Consider the following 15,814-nt stretch of genomic DNA (forward strand, 5'->3'; position numbering starts at 1 on the left):
CCAGAGAGGAGACCGTACCTTGGATCTTTCCCGCTGTATTCCCGTCAGTGACGACATGCCCGCCTTTGTCTGCGCCCGCTGTGGCGCCGTTTCCCTCGATATCGATTGTTTGTGCCAGCCGCTCGGCAAGGGTTGTCGTGCCGACTGGTGCGGTTCACCCAGTCTGCGGCCGCCGCAAGCTTGTCAGCAGCATCCCGATGCGTTGCGCTATATCTGTGGCAAATGCCGCAAGATCGCGGTCAATCCCGAGTTGCTGTGTGATCCCCAACTCTGGCCGGGTGCTGCCGATGACCACGCCTGAGCCGTCCACCGGCCTGCCCGCCAATCTGGCGCCGCCGTCACTGGCGCCGGCGGAACTGTACTGTATCGATCTGGATCTGCCCGGCCGGGAAGGCTTCCGCCGTTTTATCAGTGCCTGGCTTTACCGCGATGCGCAGCTGACCTTTGTGGTCGACCCCGGTCCGCTGGCCACGCTGCCGCTGTTGCTGACCGCCCTGCGCCGCTGCCAGGTCGAACGCCTCGATCTGATTCTGCTGACCCATATTCATATCGACCATGCCGGCGCCACCGGCGCCCTGTTGCGGGAATTCCCTCAGGCCCGCGTGGTCTGTCATGCCGAGGGGGTGCGTCATCTGGTGGCGCCGGAAAAACTCTGGCAGGGTTCGCTCAAGGTATTGGGTGAGCTGGCGCAGGACTACGGTGAGATCGTGCCGGTGGCGCAGACGGCCTTTGTGGCGGAGGAACAATGGCCGACCCTGCCGTTGCAGGTGGTGGCGACGCCGGGCCACGCCGTGCATCACCAGAGCTATCTGCTGGCTGACCTGCTGTTTGCCGGCGAGGTGGCGGGGGTGCGCAGCCCGTCGCCGGCCGGTCTGTACATGCGGCCGGCCACGCCACCACGCTTCGATCTGGCCATCGCGCTGGCGTCTGTCGAACGGGTACTGGCGCTTCAGCCGCAAAGCCTGGTTTTTGCCCATTACGGGCTGGTGCCGCAAGCGCAGCACCATCTGCGGTTGGCCCGCCGCCAGCTGCTGCTGTGGGTGCAGGGCTGTATCCGTACCGCCGATCTGGCCGAGGATGAACAGCCGGCGGCCTTCTGGCGTTACCTGCTGACGCATGATGCTGAATTTGCCCGCTTCGGCGGTCTGGCAGCCGATATTCAGGCGCGGGAGCGCTATTTCTTCAGCAACAGCCATCGGGGCATGCGCGACTATGTAGCGGGGCTGAACGCGGCCCAGCGCGCCGAGTTACTGGCCCGGCCATTGCCGTCCCTGTGACCAACGCGGCCGGCGGGGGCGTTGCCCCCTGGTCTCCCGCCTGGATGGGGCTGGTGCCGGCCGCCGGTCAGGCCTTGCGGGCCAGCAGCACGACAAAGCGGGCGTCGCTGGCCAGCAGCTGACAGTTGCCGAACAGGCGTTTGAGTTTGCTGTGATAACCCAGATGACGGTTGCCAACGAGACAGAGGCAGCCGTTTTTTTTCAGCACCCGGCGACTGTGGCGCAGCATCCGCCAGGCGGTGTCGTCACCGACCTCGTGCTGCTGGTGGAATGGCGGGTTGCACAGGATCAGCTCGGCGCTGGCGGCAGCACAGTCGCTCAGGCCGTCACCGGCGACAAAGCGGTGGGGTGCGGCGCAGCCGCACAGCTCCGTGGCGTTCAGTCGGGCTGAAGCCAGCGCCATGTGGGATTCGTCGATAAACAGCAGCCGGGCGGCCGGATGACGCTGGGCGTAAAGCAGTCCCAGCACGCCGTTGCCACAGGCCAGATCAATGACCTGGGTTGCTGCCGGCAACTGGTCGAGTTGCTGCAGCAGCAGGGCGCTGCCGCTGTCAAGGCGAGTGCGGCTGAACAGGTTGGCGTGATTCCGCAGCCGTACACCGCCAGGGCTCAGCAGATAGTCGGTCGGGGTAGGCACCGGCCGTGGTGCGGCGCTCACCCGGGCCTGAAACAGACGGGCCTTTTTCCAGGCGAGCGAGGCTTGGCATGAGCCGATGCAGTCTTCCAGTACGGTATTGAGTCCCGGTGCCAGATGACGGCACAGGGCGCCGGCCAGCACCAGACTATCCGCCCGCAGGGCCGGCCGTAGACGACAGAGCTGATCTTCGAGAAACGCAAGTGATTTCGGTATTTTTACCAGAACAATATCAAGCTCTTTATCAGGTTCTGTAAGGCTGTCGCACAGCTGCAGGCGACCGTTGACAAGATCGGCGGCATAGCCATTGGCCGCCGCATTGCGGCGCAAGGCCTCTTGGGCCAGCCAGGAATCGCTGAAACTCAGCAATTCCCCCGGCCGTGCGGCCAGCGCCTGCAGGGTGGCCAGACTCAGGGCGCCGAAGCGGTCGTTGCAGATGCCGATGCGGCGCGCGGCCGGCCAGCCGGGCTGCTGCAGCAACTGCTGCAACAGGTAGCTGTCGGCCGCGTCCCAGGCCTGCAAAGAAGGGTCGTCCGTGGTGGGATAACGCTGTAGTTGCAGCGTGCCGATCGGGCTTGAAAACAGCGTCATTTAGGCCTGCGGCTCAAAACTGGCGGCCCAGTCGTCAAGCTTCTGCAATACCGCGTCACGGGTAGCGTAAGAGATGTCGGGCAGGGTGCCGCCGAAGGCTTTTTCGGCTTCGCCGAAGCCTTTTTCAACGCCACTGAGAATCGCGTCGAGCCGGCTGGGGTCGTTGCCGGCCAGCCCGATGGCGAAATCGACGATGCGCTGCGAGGTCTGCTCGACCCCGAAATAGCCATCCTCGGCCACCAGTTCCTGGGCCTGCGCGGGGGTGAGACTCTGCAGGTCGATGGTTTCATTGCCCAGGGCGATTTCCGTTGCCAGACCCTGCTCCTGGAAGGTCTGGATCACCAGCTGGCGCAGCAGATTAAGCTGGGCATCGCCGGCGATTTCGTCCACCGGCTGCAGATTGGCGCTGTACAGACCGCTGGCGGGCGGCGTTTGGCCCAGACTGACACGATCGCTCTGCGGCGTTGCGCCCGCTACCGGGGATGGTGGTTGGGACGCCGCCGGCTGCTGTCGCTGCTTCAGGAGCTGCTGGGCTTCGGCGCGAAAATTCTGGAGCTGCGGGTTGGCAATTTCCGTGACCATGGTATTTCTCCTTTCGGTAACGCAGGGGCGTTCGGTCCGGCTTTGCGGTTGCGTCGGCCGGTATTCTCCCTTAGGCTTGATCCGGCTGCCTGTAACCAGCCGCTGGCGCCCCGGGGCGGGCGACCAGAACCAGCAACAGGATTACCCTTCCTGCTGTTGTGAGCAAGGCGAAAAGAAGCTTTTCGCCGGGCGTTGTTGAAACCCTGTTACGGCGGTAGTGCGCTTTGTCCTCTGGTGCTGGAGTTGCCGATGCGTTTTTTTCTCGTTCTGGGTAGTGGCAATGCCCTGTTGGCCATTCTGTTGGCGGCGTTGGCCGCCCATCGTCTGGAGGCTTCCTTTTCCGCTTTGCAGCTCAGGCTGTGGGACAAGGCGGTCAGCTATCAGCTGACCCATGCCCTGGCATTGCTGGCGGTAGCGCTGCTGGTGCAGCAACTGCCCCGTCAGCGCCGCTTCCGCACGGCCGGGCTGTTCTTTGTTCTCGGTATTCTGTTGTTCTGCGGCAGTCTTTACCTGTTGGCCGCCACCGGTCTGGAACCCTTGCGGTACCTGACACCGCTGGGCGGTCTGTGTCTTGTCGCCGGTTGGACGGTCCTTTGTCAGGCGGCCCTGTCCGGCGAATAATGCGGCCCGGCGTGCGGCGGCAGGCCGAACTGGCGGGACCCTTTTTATGCCAAGGAGGAACATCGTGGCCCGAAAACTTTTTGTTGCGGCAACCGGCAAGGATTGCGGCAAGACCACCCTGTGTCTGTCTCTGTTGCACTGTGCCGCTAAAAAATACCCGCGTATTGGGTTCATCAAGCCGGTCGGCCCCAAGCTGACCCATTTTCAGGGTTTGCAGGTGGACAAGGATGCCGCCCTGATGGCCGGTGTGTTTGGCCTGGGCGAGCAGCTGGCACTGATGTCGCCGGTGACGGTCGGGCCGCAGACCAGCCGTGAGCTGCTTGATGGTGTCTGCCATCGGGCTGATCTGACCGAGCGCATCGTTGACGCCTGCCGCCAGCTTGAGCAGCAGTGCGATTTTCTCGTCATCGAAGGCGCCGGTCATGCCGGGGTTGGTTCGGTGCTGGGCTGCAGCAACGCCGAGGTGGCTCGTCTGCTCGGTGCGCCGGTGCTGTTGATGGCCGAAGCCGCCATCGGCCGGGCCATCGATGCGCTGCAACTGAATCTGTACGCCTTCGAGCGGCATCAGGTGCCGGTGGCGGCACTGTTGCTTAACAAGTTCATTCCGGAAAAACGCCAGGAAACCCTCGGTTATCTGCGCAAGGCCTTTGCCGCCGCGCCCCATGCTCTGCTCGGTGCCTTCAATTATTCGCCGATTCTGGCCAATCCGACGCTTGACCGCATCAGTCGTATCCTGGCGACGCCACTGCGCGGTGACACCAGCCAGCGCCAGCGGATTGCCCATCATGTTCAGCTTGGCGCCGCGTCAGCTCAGCGTGTGGCCGACCTGCTGCAGGATTCCACCCTGCTGCTGGTCAACAGCAGTCGTGATGAGCTGATGGTGATGCTGGCGTCACTGTATCACCTGCCGGAATACCGTGGCAGGATCGCCGGTCTGGTGATTCCCGGCCAGGCTGCGGTATCGCCCATCACCCAGAAGATTCTTGACGACAGCGGTATTCCCTATCTGCGCACCACCCTGAGCAACTCCGAAGCCTTTGCCCGGATTACCCGCGATGTGGCCAAGATTACCGCCGACGACCAGGAGAAGATCGCCTTTATTCGTCAGTTGGCTGACGACGAACTCGATTTCGCCACCATCGACGCGCTGTTGTAACAGCTGGCCGCCGCTTCAGACCACCAGATCCAGCTGTTGCAGGGTGCCGGCGCGCCCGTCCTCGAACAGAAACAGGCCGGTTTCGCGCGTGGCGCCGAGCAGGTTGTTGGCACTGTCGGTGTGGGAAAAGGGCGTGGCAACGCGGCCCAGATACAGGGCGCCAATGCCGGCCTGACCCAGCGCCAGCAGTTGCTGGCTGCCGTCTGCCGTCGTTGTCCAGACGCGCAGGCGGTCGTAGAGGCTGTCGGCTTCGTCAATCCAGCCGTTGCTGTCTTCGTCAAAGCCAGCCAGTTCGGCGAAACCGTCGTTGGTGCGCGGGCCGAACAGTTCGCTGCCGTCGTTGATGCGGCCGTCGCTGTTGCGATCGAGCGCCAGATAGCCGCTGCCCGGCGCCAGTACGGCAATCTGGTCTTCGGCGCCATCAAGATCGAGATCGAAGCTGAACCGTTCGCTGGTCAGTTGGGCGGCCGTGCCAGAGAAGTTGATCACCAGCGGATCCTGCAGGGCGCTGCCGGCGCGCAGTTCAAACTGGCTTTCCTGATAGAAGGCCCGGCTCAGACGCAGATCAATGGCCAGATCAAGCTGGCGGCCATCGGCGGTCTGTACCTGGGCTGTGGCGCTGAACTGCAGCTGTTCCTGTTCCTGGTAGGATTCGTGATAGCTGTAGACCAGACCGAAGGGTGCCGCCGGTTGGGCCGCCACCGGGTTTTCGCCGGGGGAAACCGCTGGCGTGGCCGCCGGTGGGGCCAGATTCTTCTTGTGCTGCAGGTGGATTTTTTTGCCGATCAGCATCTCGGTCAGCCGCCGCAAAATCAACATATCCAGTTCTTCCAGCGGTTCGTCCGGCGCCTGCGGATCGACGGTTTCGGCCTGCAGACTGCGCGGGCTGCGGGCCGCTTCACTCAGCTGCAGCGGTTCGTTGGCAACTGAAGGCGTGTTGAACTGGATCTGCAGGGATTCACTGCGGGTAGCGATCTGGCTTTTCTCGTGCTGGGCATGCAGCTGAACCGAGGATTCGGTGATGATCATGGCGCCCTCCGTGGCCCATTGGTGGGGAGACTGGCGGATCAGCCGGGCCGCTTGCGGGGCAGCGGCAGGCAGCGGGCTTTCTTCATCCGTGAAAACAGTCCGCTTCTGTCTTTTATCGGCCGGCAAGCCTGAGGTCTTTAGCCCGGCGGTTGAAAATGACCCGGCCGCGCCCTGGCCGCTGTGATCACCCTGCCTGTCTTTAGCAGGCGCGGGTGCTTTGTTTTTTGGGTGGGAGGAGTGAATACCGATGGCTACCAATCTGTTGAACCGTTTCGGCCAGCGTCTTGTCGCCTTTGTTGCCGGTGAGGATGGCAGCGAGCGGGCCTGCGCCGATATTCCCGAGCAGGCTTGTCACGAGCAACGGCGTAATTTTGCCTGCAATCTGGCCAATGGCGCCGCTTCCAAGCTGGCTGAACAGCTGGCCGGGCCCAATCTGGTGCTGGTCTGGCTGCTGCAGCTGATCGGCAGTCCGCTGTGGATGCTCGGCTTTCTGATGCCCATCAAGCAGACGGCGGCGTTGCTGCCGCAACTGGCCGTGGCTGGTCAGATCCGTCGTCTGGCCCGGCGCAAGTGGCTGTGGGTGGGTGGTGCACTGATGCAGGCCCTGTGCCTGCTGCTGATGCTGCCCGTGGCTCACAGCCTGTCACCGGCCGTAGCCGGGGGCGTTATTCTGCTGCTGCTGGCTCTGTTCAGCATGGCCAGCGGCAGCGCCTCCGTCGCCTTTCAGGATGTGCTCGGTAAAACCATCGCCAAGGGCCGGCGCGGCCGGCTGCTGTCGCTGCGGGCGCTCGTTGGTGGTCTGCTGACCCTGGCGGCCGGTGCGCTACTCAGTCTGTTACGCCGGACAGATGACTCCCTGGCGCTGGTGCAGGGGCTGCTGCTGGCGGCGGCCGGCCTGTGGCTGGTCAGCGCGGTCTGCTTCGCTTTGATTCGGGAAGACGCCGGCGCCACCGAGGGAGCGCGCAACCCGCTGGCGGAGGTGCGCCACGGCCTGACCCTGGTGCGCCGCTCCAGCGGTTTCCGCCGTTTTCTGCAGCTGCGGGCGCTGCTGCTCTGTGTCGAACTGGCGCCGCCGTTCTATTTCATGCATCTGCACAGTCTCGGTCTGGTCGATGGCTCCACCGTCGGTCTGCTGGTGGCGGCAGTGGGGCTGGCCCAGCTGATCAGCAGCCCGTTCTGGGGCCGGCTGGCCGACGAAACCAGCCGCAGGGTGATGCAGCATAGCGCCCTGCTGGCCACGGCGGCGGCGCTGCTGGCGCTGCTGCTGACGGCTCTGCCCGTCGCCGGGCTGCAAAAGGCGCTGTACCTGCTGGCGTTCGTACTCATCGGTCTGGCCGAGGCCGGCGTGCGGCTGGGGCGCAAGACCTATCTGGTGGATGCCATCCCCCGGCAAGAACGCGCCAGCTGCGCCGCCCTGAGTAACAGCCTGGTTGGTCTGCTGGCGCTGCTGTTGGGGGGACTGGGCTTTATTGCCCAGAGCGCCGGCGCCCTGAGCCTGATTCTGCTGCTGGGCGCGGTCAGCGGCGCGGCCGCGCTGCTCTGCCAGCGGCTGCCGGAAGCTGATGCATTGCTCGCCGCACTGCAGGCGCAGGACTGATGCGCACTGCCGGGCCGCTGCCGCCGCTGTGGTGGGGCCAGTGCGTCGCGCCCTGCTGGCCGGATCTGCAACTGACTCTGGCCGGCAGCGCCACGCAACTGCTGCTGCTCGACCTGCAGCCGCGCCAGCGGGCCGCCGCTCTGGCACGGCTACAGCCGTTTGCCCGCCGCCATCGCCTGCAGCTGCAGCCGACGCCCGAAACCCGCTTGCAACCCTGGCTGCAGCGGCTGTTCGCCCGCTTCCCGGAGCCGCCCCGCCAAGTCTGCTGGCTGGCCCTGGGCACCGCCTTTCAGCGGCGGGTGTGGCAGGCGCTGCAAGAGATTCCGCCGGGGCAGACCCGCAGCTATGGCCAGCTGGCCGCCGCCATCGGTCAGCCGACGGCCTGTCGCGCCGTGGCGCGGGCGCTGGCCGCCAATCCGCTGCTGTGGTTGCAGCCCTGTCACCGCATCGTTCCGGCCACGGGCGGCCTGGGCGGCTTTCGCGCCGGCAGCACCATCAAACGTCAACTGCTTGTTCAGGAAGGATGGATCGATGACATCACTGCCCGCTTCGGATGCTGAGGAACTTGGCCCCTACCGCATCCTGCTCGATGACTGGATCAGCTGCGCGCCCTTTGAACAGCTGCTCGACATGCGCATTCTCAGCGCTGCCGGGGGCAAGGCCGAATTGCAGATGCCTTTTAGGTACTGCCTCGCCAACGGCGGCTCCCTGCTGCATGGCGGCGCGCTGGTCAGTCTGGCCGACACCGCCGCCGTCATGGCGCTGAAAAGCTGCGTGCCCGTCGGCAGCCATTTCGCCACCACCGAGCTGCAGGCCAGTTTTCTCGCTCCGGTCACCAGCGGAGAGGTGCGCGCCCTGGCGCAGGTCCGTCCCGCCGGTGAACGCTGCTGGGATGCCAGCGTCGAACTGTTCAACGATGCCGGGGTGCGGGTGCTGCGCATGACGGCCCAACTTCGGTTGGCCCGATGTCAGCCCTACGATACCCCCGCCGCATGAACCTGCCCGCCGCCATCCTCCACCTGCCGCCGCTGGTTTGGCCGGTCGCGTTTCTCGTGCTGACAGTGCTGTTTTTGCTGGCGCTGCTGCTGGTGTGGCGGCGCGGTGGTCAGCTGAGCCGCCTGCGCCAGCTGTTGAGCGAAAGCCAGCACCAGCAGGCCCGGCTGCAGGGGGAACGCGAACCCCTCCAGCGCCAGCTGTTGCAAGAGCGGCAGCAGCTGGACGAGGCGCGCCAGCTGCTGCAGCAACGGGGCGAGCAGCTGGCCGTGCTGCAGACCCGGCTTGACGAACAGCAGCGCGAAAATCGTGAGAACCGTCAGCTACTGGTGCAGGCTCAGGAGCAGCTGCGCCAGCAGCTGCGCAATCTGGCACAGGACATTCTCGACGAAAAGGGCCGCCAGTTTGAACAGCGCCACAGTGCCAGCCTGCAGACCCTGCTGAGTCCCCTGCGCGAACAGCTGCAGGAGTTCCGTCGCACCATCGAAACCGTGCATACCGACGAGGTGCGCGAGCGCGTCAGCCTCAAACAGCAGCTGGAACAGCTGCACCAGCAGAGTCAGCGTCTCAACGACGAAGCTGGCCAGCTCGCCCGTGCCCTCAAGGGCGATAACCGGCAACAGGGCAGCTGGGGCGAGCTGGTGCTCGAACGGCTGCTGGAGCAGTCGGGCCTGCGCCAGGGCAGCGAATACGAACTGCAGAGCAGCCTGCGCGACGCCGACCAGCGTCTGCAGCGGCCCGATGTGGTGGTTCATCTGCCCGAAGGGCGCGATCTGGTCATCGATTCCAAGGTTTCGCTGGTCGCCTTCGAACGCTATTGCAACGCGGCCGATGCCACCAGTCGCGAACAGTCTCTCCGGGAACATGTCGCCGCCGTGCGTCAGCACATCGGCGGTCTGGCCGCCAAGGATTACAGCGCCCTGCCGGGCCTGCGCAGCCTCGATTTCGTGTTGCTGTTCCTGCCCATCGAAGCCGCGCTCATCGCCGCCCTGCAGGCCGATCCGGCCCTGTTCGATCTCGCCTTTCAGCGCCGTGTTGCCGTTGTCGGTCCCACCACCCTGCTGGCCAGCCTGCGCACCATCGAACACCTGTGGCGCTACGAACGCCAGAACCAGAATGCCCAGGCCATCGCCAGCCGTGCCGGTGCCATTCACGACAAGCTGCGCGGCTTTGTTGCCGAAATGGAAAAAATCGGCGTCCAGATCGCGGCCCTCGATCAGAGCTATCAGAGCGCCATGGGCCGCCTGTGTCTTGGCAAGGGTAACCTCATCAGCCAGGCCCAGCGTTTTGTCGATCTTGGCGTCAAGGTGGCCAAACCCCTGCCGCCGGCCATCCTCGAACGGGCCGAGCTGGAACCAGCGGAAATCGAACCGGAAGCAGGGCACTGATCCGCTGGCGGGGCAGGGCGATCGTCCTGTGCTCAGCCTTGTCCCAATACCCCGATATCAACCCCCGCCTGCTGGCTGATTTGTGCCAGAACCTGCAGAAATTCGCCCTGCTGGGGATGTTGGGGCCGGTGCACGGCGCGCTGGCGGTATTCTGCCGTGGTCCAACTGCCCCAGTTGATCAGCGGACTGAAGAAGCAACGGGCGCCGAAGCGGCGGGCCAGGTCAACAAAGGCGGGCATCTCGCGGAAATTGTTGTGCTGGACCACAAAGCTCAGGGTCAGATCAACTTGCAGGCTGTGAATGAAGGCGAGGTTGTCGAGCAGCTGGGCAAAGTCGGCGCCGCGGTTACAGCGATAGCTGGCCGGACTGGCGGCGTCGATGGAGATCTCGACCGAGCGCAGGTAGGGGCGCAGCCGGGGCAGCAGGTGCTGGCGCTGGCTGAGCCACAGCAGGCCGTTGCTGTGCAGATGCAGGCTGTGCAGGGCGGGAAAATGCCGTGGGCCGATGGCCGCCAGCAGCTGGCGGTAGGAGGGGGCGGCAAAGGGTTCGCCGTGGCCGCTCAGGCGCAGCTGCCTGACCTGGGGCGCCAGCTGGTCGAGAACCAGGCGGGTCAGGCGCTCGCAGCCGTCGGCTTCGGCGCGGTCAAGCTGCACCGGGGCCGGCCGACAGCTGGCGCAGACCAGATTGCAACGCGGATCGTAACAGAGGTGCAGCTGGCCGGGCAGGGGCTGCTGGTAATCGCGCTGTTGCAGCGCCTGGCGCAGAGGGACGGGTGCTGCCGCTGCCGGCATGACCGGTGGCTGGCGCCGCGCCAGAAAAGGGCAGCGGCGCGGACTGCAGCCGTGAAAGCGGCCGTTACTGGCGTTCTTGCGCAGTTCAATGGCGGTGGCGCTGTTCCAGACGGCCGGCAGCGGCTGATGCAGCACATTGCCGATGGAGCGGCGCAACCAGGCCGGGCAGCAGACGAAGGCGGTACCGCCGCGCTGGATTTCAAGCCAGTCGAAGGGCCGGCTGCAGATCCAGCCGGTCAGCGCGGCGGCCGGCATGGGAGCCGGCATGGCAGACCGGATCAGCCGCGGGCGCGCTGGCGCAGGGCCAGGTCGGCCAGGACCAGGGCCGCCATGGCCTCGACGATGGGCACGGCACGCGGCACCACGCAGGCGTCGTGCCGGCCCTTGGCCGCCAGCAGCGCCGGGCGGCCGTCGTAGTCGGCGGTGTGCTGTTCCTGCCCGATGGTGGCGGTGGGCTTGAAGGCGACGCGCATCAGCAACGGTTCGCCGTTGGAGATGCCGCCCTGCACCCCGCCGCTGCGGTTGGTGCGGGTGCCCAGCCGGTTGCCCTTGGCCACGAACAGGTCGTTATGCTGCGAACCGCGCAGGCGGGCGCCGGCGAAACCGGAGCCGATCTCGAACCCCTTGGTGGCCGGCAGCGACAGCATGGCCTGGGCCAGCAGCGCCTCAAGCCGGTCGAAGGCCGGTTCACCCCAGCCGGCCGGCAGATTGCGGCAGACGCAGCTGATGACACCGCCGACGGAATCCTTGGCGGCCTTGGCGGCGATGATCTCGGCGGTCATGGCGGCGGCACTGGCCGGGTCGGGACAGCGCACATCGCTGCTGTCGACGGCGCTGCGCTGCAGACTGTCGCTATCCAGGGCTGGTGCTTCAATGGTGCCGACGGCGCTGACCCAGGCGACGATCTCGACTCCATAGCACTGCTGCAGGAAGGCTTCGGCCACGGCGCCACCGGCCACGCGGGCGATGGTTTCGCGGGCGCTGGCGCGGCCGCCGCCGCTGCTGGCCTGGATGCCGTATTTCATCTGGTAGCTGTAGTCGGCGTGGGACGGGCGTGGAATGCGCTGCAGGTTGCCGTAATCGCGCGGCCGCTGGTCGGTGTTGGCCACCAGCAGCCCGATGGGCGTGCCCAGGGTCAGGCCGTCCTCCACGCCGGAGAGAATCTGCACCGCGTCGGCTTCGTTGCGGCTGGTGCCGAGTTTGTTCTGCCCCGGCCGGCGCCGGTCGAGCTGTTGCTGGATCAGGTCGGCCGACAGCTGCAGGCGTGGCGGCATGCCGTCGACAATGGCGCCGACGGCTGCGCCGTGGGATTCTCCGAAGCTGGTCAGGCGGAACAGGGTGCCGAAACTGCTGGACATGGCGGTTCTCCGTGGCTCAAGGACGCTGGGGCAGCGGGCGATGGTGGAGCAGAGCGGTGCCGACGGGGCAGCCGATCAGCTGGGCCACCACCGGGCACTTGGCCCGCAGCAGAAAGAAGATGTTGCCGGCCTGCTCGTTGAGGGTTTCGTAGTTGCCCTGGCCCTTGGCGATGATCAGATCGGCCTCGGCAAAGCGCTGACGCAGCTGGGGCCGACAGCGCGGCAGCAGGGTGCCGGGGGCGTCGTCGCCGTTGTCGATCAGTTCGGCCACCAGATCTGCGATGCCGGCTTCGTGGGCTTCGGCCAGACCGGCGTCGTTGAGGATGGGACCGCCACGCACCACATAGGTCAGCCGTTCGCGCGGCAGCAGCCGCAGCAGCAGGGTATCGAGCACCACCTCGCCGGCGTTGTCGCCCAGAAACAGGATGCGGCGGGCGCGGGCCAGCTCGGCGGCGAAATGCGCCAGATCACCGACAATCTCCAGGTTGAGAGCCTGCTGCAACTGCGCCAGGGCCTTCTCTGGCGTCAGATTGTGATAGACGCCGTGATCAAGACTGTTGCCGGCGATGGCCAGTTGCACCGCCGCCCGCAGCGGCTCGGCAGCCTGCTCCACTTGCTGCTGCAGCTGGGGCAGCAGGCGCAGGGCCAGCTGCTGGTCGTGACGCTTGGCCTCGGCAAAGGGGTCGGTGATGCCGCACAGCCGGCGGATGTCGGCATGAATGCGCTGGGCCAGGGCCGGCGGCGGCTGGGCCAGGTCAATGCGGCTGAGTTCGGCCAGCACCTGGCGCAGAATCCGTTCCTTGTCCTCCTCGCTGGCTTCGACCCGCCGCAGCACGCTGAGGGTCTGCTGCACGAAACAGGGCAGGCAGTCGAGCTGGATATCCATCGTTCTAGGCCTGCAGCCGGTTGGCGGCAAAGGCGGCAGTCAGGTCCGCCAGGGTGGCCCGCACCTGCTCCAGCCGGGCCAGAACGCGCTTGCCGGTTTCATCAAGCAGATCAATGGTGGCGTTCAACTGGCTGCCCTGCAGGCGGTCGATCCGGCACCGGAGGCGGCCCAGACCGGCCGGGAACTCCTCGACAAACGGGCGATAGCGGCCAATGGCGGCCGGCAGGCAGGCGCAACCGTGTTGCGCCTGCGTCCACAGAATCAGCAGCTGAAAGGCGCCATCCACCAGCAGCGGCTCGGTCAGCCAGCTGCTGCGCAGGGGCGCATCGAGCCAGCTCGCCGGTGCCGGCGCCGTCTGGCAGAGGGCTTCGATGCCGTTGGCGCTGCTGCCGATGATTTGGCGCAAACCCTGCAGCAGCGGGCCGTGGAACAGCTGGCCGTTGCGGTAATAACGGGCCGCGTCGCCGCCGGTTGCCGGATCAAACGCCAGCGCTGGCAGCGGTTCTGGCGCGGCTGCCAGCCGATCGGCCAGCAGGGCTTCGGCGCGGCTGTAGAGCTGACCGCTGGCGGCATCGCACAGTTGCAGCGGCAGGCGCAGTCCCTCCGCCGTCTGCGCCGGACTATCGCCGCGCAGTTGCAGCTGGGCGGAGTCGTCGGCCGCCAGTTTCAGGCCACTGCAGATGCACAGGTTGTCGATGGCCAGCAGCTGCAAACCGGGCTGGCTGTGCAGGGCGGCCTGGGCCAGCCATTCCAGATGCAGGGCAGTGGGCAGCACGGCACGGCCGGCCAGCACATGGTCGCGCAACACCGCCATGCGGCGGCTGGCAACGGTCAGCTCGTACAGCGGCTGGGCCAGCAGGGGGGCACAGGGCGCTTCGCTGGTGGCGGTGTCTGCCGGGCCGGTGTGATCGTCCCCCGAGCGTGTCGCCGGCTGGCTGCCGCCGAGCAGCACCAGTTCGACCTCGCTGCGGCGCGAGTCGGCCAGCTCGGCCAACAGATAGGCGGCGCCCTGCCGCAGAGGGATGACCTCGATGCCTTCACCGGCGAACAGCTGCTTGAGGGCCGGGGTCACCATGCCGCCGTCCCAGGGGCCCCAGTTGAGCGCCAGCACCCGGCAGTCGGGCCGCTGACGGGCGATGGCCTGGGCGCTTTTGTTGAGCACCTCGTTGGCCACGGCGTAATCGCACTGGCCGGTGCGACCGAAACGGCCGGTGGAGGAGGAAAACAGTGCGATGAAATCAAGGGCGTCATCGGCGGTGGCCTGCAGCAGCGCCAGCAGGCCGGCCACCTTGGTGCTGTAGACCGCGGCGAACTGATCGGCGGTTTTATCCTCGATGCGCCTGTCGGCCAGTACGCCGGCACCGTGAATCAGGCCCCGGATACGGCCGCAGGCACGGGCCTCGGCCACGGCGCTTGCCACCGCCGCCTCGTCGCGGATGTCGAGGGCGCGGTACAGCACGCGGGCGCCGCTGGCCGTCATGCGGGCCAGATTGGCGCGCAGTTCGCGGGCCGCCAGCACCTGCTGACAGGCCTGCTGCAGCGCGCGCGGGCTGGGCTTGTCCGGCGTGCGGGCCAGCAGCAACCGCTTGATGGCGGCTTCATCGCTGGCGGCGGCCAGTTCGGCGTCCTCCGCCTGTGGCAGCGGGCTGCGCCCCAGCAGCAGCAGGGTCGGCTGACCGGCGGCGGCCAGTTGACAGGCCACCTCGGCCGTGACGCCGCGGGCACCGCCACTGACGATAATGACCTCATCGCTGCTGAAGCGCAGAGGCTGTGCCGGTTGCGGCAGCGGGGTGGTTTCCAGCTGCAGCGTCACCGGCCCGGCAGCGGTCAGGCCGATTTCGGCCGGTCCCTGCTGTTGCAACTGGGCGACAAGCGCCTCTACCTGCTGGGCCAGTGGCAGTTCCGCTGCCAGATCGTAGGCCTGACAGCAGACGTTGGGCCATTCGTGGCTGGCGGTCTTGCTCAGTCCGGCCAGCCCGCCGGAAAGCGGATCGGCCAGCGGCGTACCGGCCGGGTCGAAGCCGAAACTGCCGTCAAGCCGGGCCAGGGTAGCGAACAGTGCCTTGCGGTCGGTGCTGGCGGCGCGCTGCAGGGCCGGCGCGCAGCGTTGCAGCAGTTCAAAGGTCTGTTGCAGGAACAGGCTGTCGCTGCCGACGGCCGGTGCCGGAACCAGCAGCCCGGCCAGTCGGGCGGGCGGATTGTGCTGCTGTGGTCCGACGATTTCAGTGACAAGGCCTTGCTGCCGGAGCGCCTCGGCCAGAGCCGTGCTGAGGGGTGAGCAGTCGTCGACAATCCAGAAGGGCGCGTCGTTGATCAGCGGCCGTGGCGGCGCGGCCGTTAAGGGAACGACGCGGATGCGCTGGCGGTACAGCCCGGCTTGCGGCAGCTCGGCGGCCTCGGCTGTCGAGCTGGTGCAGTGGCAGGTCGCCGGATCGGCACACGAGCCCTTGCTGGCGCAGCGACAGCTTGCCGGCGTGGCGCAGCTGGACAGCGGCAGTGCTTGACCCTGACGGGTGCTGTCGGTGGTCAGAGCCGCTGGAGCCAGCGCGCTGACAATCTGGCGCAGGGTTTCGAGGCGACCGAGTTCGTCCGGCGCCACGGCTGGCAGCTGGGGCAGCTGCTCCTGCAGGGCCGAGAGGATTTCGACCCGTTTGATGGAATCGATGCCCAGATCGGCATCCAGGCGCATGTCCAGTTCCAGCATGTCGACGGGATAGCCGGTCTTGTCGGCCACCACCGCCAGCAGCGCCTGTTCCAGCGCGCCAGCGGCGAGCGCCGTGGCGGCGGCAGTGCTGGTTGTTGCAACAGCGGGCGCGGCCGGCAGGCTGCTGGCGAGGCTGTCAACAATCTGGCGCAGGGTTTCGAGGCGACCGAGCTCGTCCGGCGCCACGGCTGGCAGCTGGGGCAGCTG

At 66.5% G+C, this 15,814-nt stretch carries 15 protein-coding genes; 8 read left to right on the top strand and 7 right to left on the bottom strand.

Features of this window, described 5'->3' with window-relative positions; genetic code table 11:
- Positions 1 to 19 precede the first annotated feature (19 nt).
- Positions 20 to 301, top strand: coding sequence for a hypothetical protein (locus tag BLR80_RS11790; protein ID WP_245691522.1), 282 nt, complete (start codon positions 20 to 22; stop codon positions 299 to 301).
- Positions 288 to 1,277 carry an MBL fold metallo-hydrolase gene (locus BLR80_RS11795; RefSeq protein WP_092080476.1) on the top strand — a complete coding sequence of 330 codons (990 nt, stop codon included), beginning with the start codon at positions 288 to 290 and terminating at the stop codon, positions 1,275 to 1,277. Before BLR80_RS11790 ends, BLR80_RS11795 begins: the two co-directional genes overlap by 14 nt.
- A gap of 67 nt (positions 1,278 to 1,344) precedes the next feature.
- On the opposite strand, the gene BLR80_RS11800 is transcribed toward BLR80_RS11795, so the two are convergent.
- Positions 1,345 to 2,502, bottom strand: a complete 1,158-nt coding sequence (locus BLR80_RS11800; protein WP_092080479.1) for a methyltransferase — start codon at positions 2,500 to 2,502, stop codon at positions 1,345 to 1,347.
- Positions 2,503 to 3,084 (bottom strand): hypothetical protein, encoded by a 582-nt coding sequence (locus tag BLR80_RS11805; protein WP_092080481.1) that lies wholly within the window; start codon positions 3,082 to 3,084, stop codon positions 2,503 to 2,505.
- A gap of 249 nt (positions 3,085 to 3,333) precedes the next feature.
- On the opposite strand from BLR80_RS11805, the gene BLR80_RS11810 reads away from it, so the two are divergent.
- Together BLR80_RS11810 and BLR80_RS11815 are read left to right on the top strand one after the other, a co-directional pair.
- Entirely contained in the window at positions 3,334 to 3,705 is a 372-nt protein-coding gene (locus BLR80_RS11810; RefSeq protein ID WP_092080484.1) for a DUF423 domain-containing protein, read from the top strand.
- Positions 3,706 to 3,769: 64 nt separating this feature from the next.
- Positions 3,770 to 4,861: an AAA family ATPase gene (locus tag BLR80_RS11815; protein WP_092080487.1), complete on the top strand. Its 1,092-nt coding sequence runs from the start codon at positions 3,770 to 3,772 to the stop codon at positions 4,859 to 4,861.
- 15 nt (positions 4,862 to 4,876) lie between these two features.
- On the opposite strand, the gene BLR80_RS11820 is transcribed toward BLR80_RS11815, so the two are convergent.
- Positions 4,877 to 5,890 (bottom strand): hypothetical protein, encoded by a 1,014-nt coding sequence (locus tag BLR80_RS11820; protein WP_092080490.1) that lies wholly within the window; start codon positions 5,888 to 5,890, stop codon positions 4,877 to 4,879.
- 247 nt (positions 5,891 to 6,137) lie between these two features.
- Here BLR80_RS11820 and BLR80_RS11825 point away from each other — a divergent pair, with 247 nt between their 5' ends.
- The 4 genes from BLR80_RS11825 to BLR80_RS11840 are packed head-to-tail and all read left to right on the top strand — an operon-like array spanning position 6,138 to position 9,868.
- Positions 6,138 to 7,487 carry an MFS transporter gene (locus BLR80_RS11825; protein WP_092080493.1) on the top strand — a complete coding sequence of 450 codons (1,350 nt, stop codon included), beginning with the start codon at positions 6,138 to 6,140 and terminating at the stop codon, positions 7,485 to 7,487.
- A complete protein-coding gene (locus BLR80_RS11830) occupies positions 7,487 to 8,047 on the top strand; it encodes a methylated-DNA--[protein]-cysteine S-methyltransferase (RefSeq protein ID WP_092080496.1) in 561 nt (186 codons plus the stop codon). The genes BLR80_RS11825 and BLR80_RS11830 overlap by 1 nt, the downstream gene beginning before the upstream one ends.
- The gene (locus tag BLR80_RS11835) at positions 8,019 to 8,483 is read left to right on the top strand and encodes a PaaI family thioesterase (protein ID WP_092080499.1); all 465 of its coding nucleotides are present in this window, start codon (positions 8,019 to 8,021) and stop codon (positions 8,481 to 8,483) included. Before BLR80_RS11830 ends, BLR80_RS11835 begins: the two co-directional genes overlap by 29 nt.
- On the top strand, positions 8,480 to 9,868 hold the full coding sequence (locus BLR80_RS11840; RefSeq protein WP_092080502.1) for a DNA recombination protein RmuC: 1,389 nt from the start codon (positions 8,480 to 8,482) through the stop codon (positions 9,866 to 9,868). The genes BLR80_RS11835 and BLR80_RS11840 overlap by 4 nt, the downstream gene beginning before the upstream one ends.
- A 32-nt stretch (positions 9,869 to 9,900) precedes the next feature.
- On the opposite strand, the gene BLR80_RS11845 is transcribed toward BLR80_RS11840, so the two are convergent.
- The 4 genes from BLR80_RS11845 to BLR80_RS11860 all read right to left on the bottom strand — a co-directional run.
- Entirely contained in the window at positions 9,901 to 10,914 is a 1,014-nt protein-coding gene (locus tag BLR80_RS11845) for a radical SAM/SPASM domain-containing protein (RefSeq protein ID WP_171906442.1), read from the bottom strand.
- Positions 10,915 to 10,937: 23 nt separating this feature from the next.
- Positions 10,938 to 12,017 (bottom strand): chorismate synthase, encoded by a 1,080-nt coding sequence (aroC, locus tag BLR80_RS11850; RefSeq protein WP_092080508.1) that lies wholly within the window; start codon positions 12,015 to 12,017, stop codon positions 10,938 to 10,940.
- 16 nt (positions 12,018 to 12,033) lie between these two features.
- Positions 12,034 to 12,903, bottom strand: coding sequence for a damage-control phosphatase ARMT1 family protein (locus BLR80_RS11855; RefSeq protein ID WP_092080511.1), 870 nt, complete (start codon positions 12,901 to 12,903; stop codon positions 12,034 to 12,036).
- 4 nt (positions 12,904 to 12,907) lie between these two features.
- Positions 12,908 to 15,814: SDR family NAD(P)-dependent oxidoreductase (locus tag BLR80_RS11860; protein ID WP_143012162.1), on the bottom strand; the 2,907-nt coding region annotated here is incomplete at its 5' end.

It is taken from the genome of Desulfuromonas thiophila (assembly GCF_900101955.1).
Lineage (GTDB): Bacteria > Desulfobacterota > Desulfuromonadia > Desulfuromonadales > Desulfuromonadaceae > Pseudodesulfuromonas > Pseudodesulfuromonas thiophila.

What these genes read in the sequence shown, in the direction of transcription:
- BLR80_RS11795 (WP_092080476.1), top strand. Translation starts at nt 288, where the DNA reads ATGACCACGCCTGAGCCGTCCACCGGCCTGCCCGCCAATCTGGCGCCG.
- BLR80_RS11800 (WP_092080479.1), bottom strand. Translation starts at nt 2,502, where the DNA reads ATGACGCTGTTTTCAAGCCCGATCGGCACGCTGCAACTACAGCGTTAT.
- BLR80_RS11805 (WP_092080481.1), bottom strand. Translation starts at nt 3,084, where the DNA reads ATGGTCACGGAAATTGCCAACCCGCAGCTCCAGAATTTTCGCGCCGAA.
- BLR80_RS11810 (WP_092080484.1), top strand. Translation starts at nt 3,334, where the DNA reads ATGCGTTTTTTTCTCGTTCTGGGTAGTGGCAATGCCCTGTTGGCCATT.
- BLR80_RS11820 (WP_092080490.1), bottom strand. Translation starts at nt 5,890, where the DNA reads ATGATCATCACCGAATCCTCGGTTCAGCTGCATGCCCAGCACGAGAAA.
- BLR80_RS11825 (WP_092080493.1), top strand. Translation starts at nt 6,138, where the DNA reads ATGGCTACCAATCTGTTGAACCGTTTCGGCCAGCGTCTTGTCGCCTTT.
- BLR80_RS11830 (WP_092080496.1), top strand. Translation starts at nt 7,487, where the DNA reads ATGCGCACTGCCGGGCCGCTGCCGCCGCTGTGGTGGGGCCAGTGCGTC.
- BLR80_RS11835 (WP_092080499.1), top strand. Translation starts at nt 8,019, where the DNA reads ATGACATCACTGCCCGCTTCGGATGCTGAGGAACTTGGCCCCTACCGC.
- BLR80_RS11840 (WP_092080502.1), top strand. Translation starts at nt 8,480, where the DNA reads ATGAACCTGCCCGCCGCCATCCTCCACCTGCCGCCGCTGGTTTGGCCG.
- BLR80_RS11845 (WP_171906442.1), bottom strand. Translation starts at nt 10,914, where the DNA reads ATGCCGGCCGCCGCGCTGACCGGCTGGATCTGCAGCCGGCCCTTCGAC.
- aroC (WP_092080508.1), bottom strand. Translation starts at nt 12,017, where the DNA reads ATGTCCAGCAGTTTCGGCACCCTGTTCCGCCTGACCAGCTTCGGAGAA.
- BLR80_RS11855 (WP_092080511.1), bottom strand. Translation starts at nt 12,903, where the DNA reads ATGGATATCCAGCTCGACTGCCTGCCCTGTTTCGTGCAGCAGACCCTC.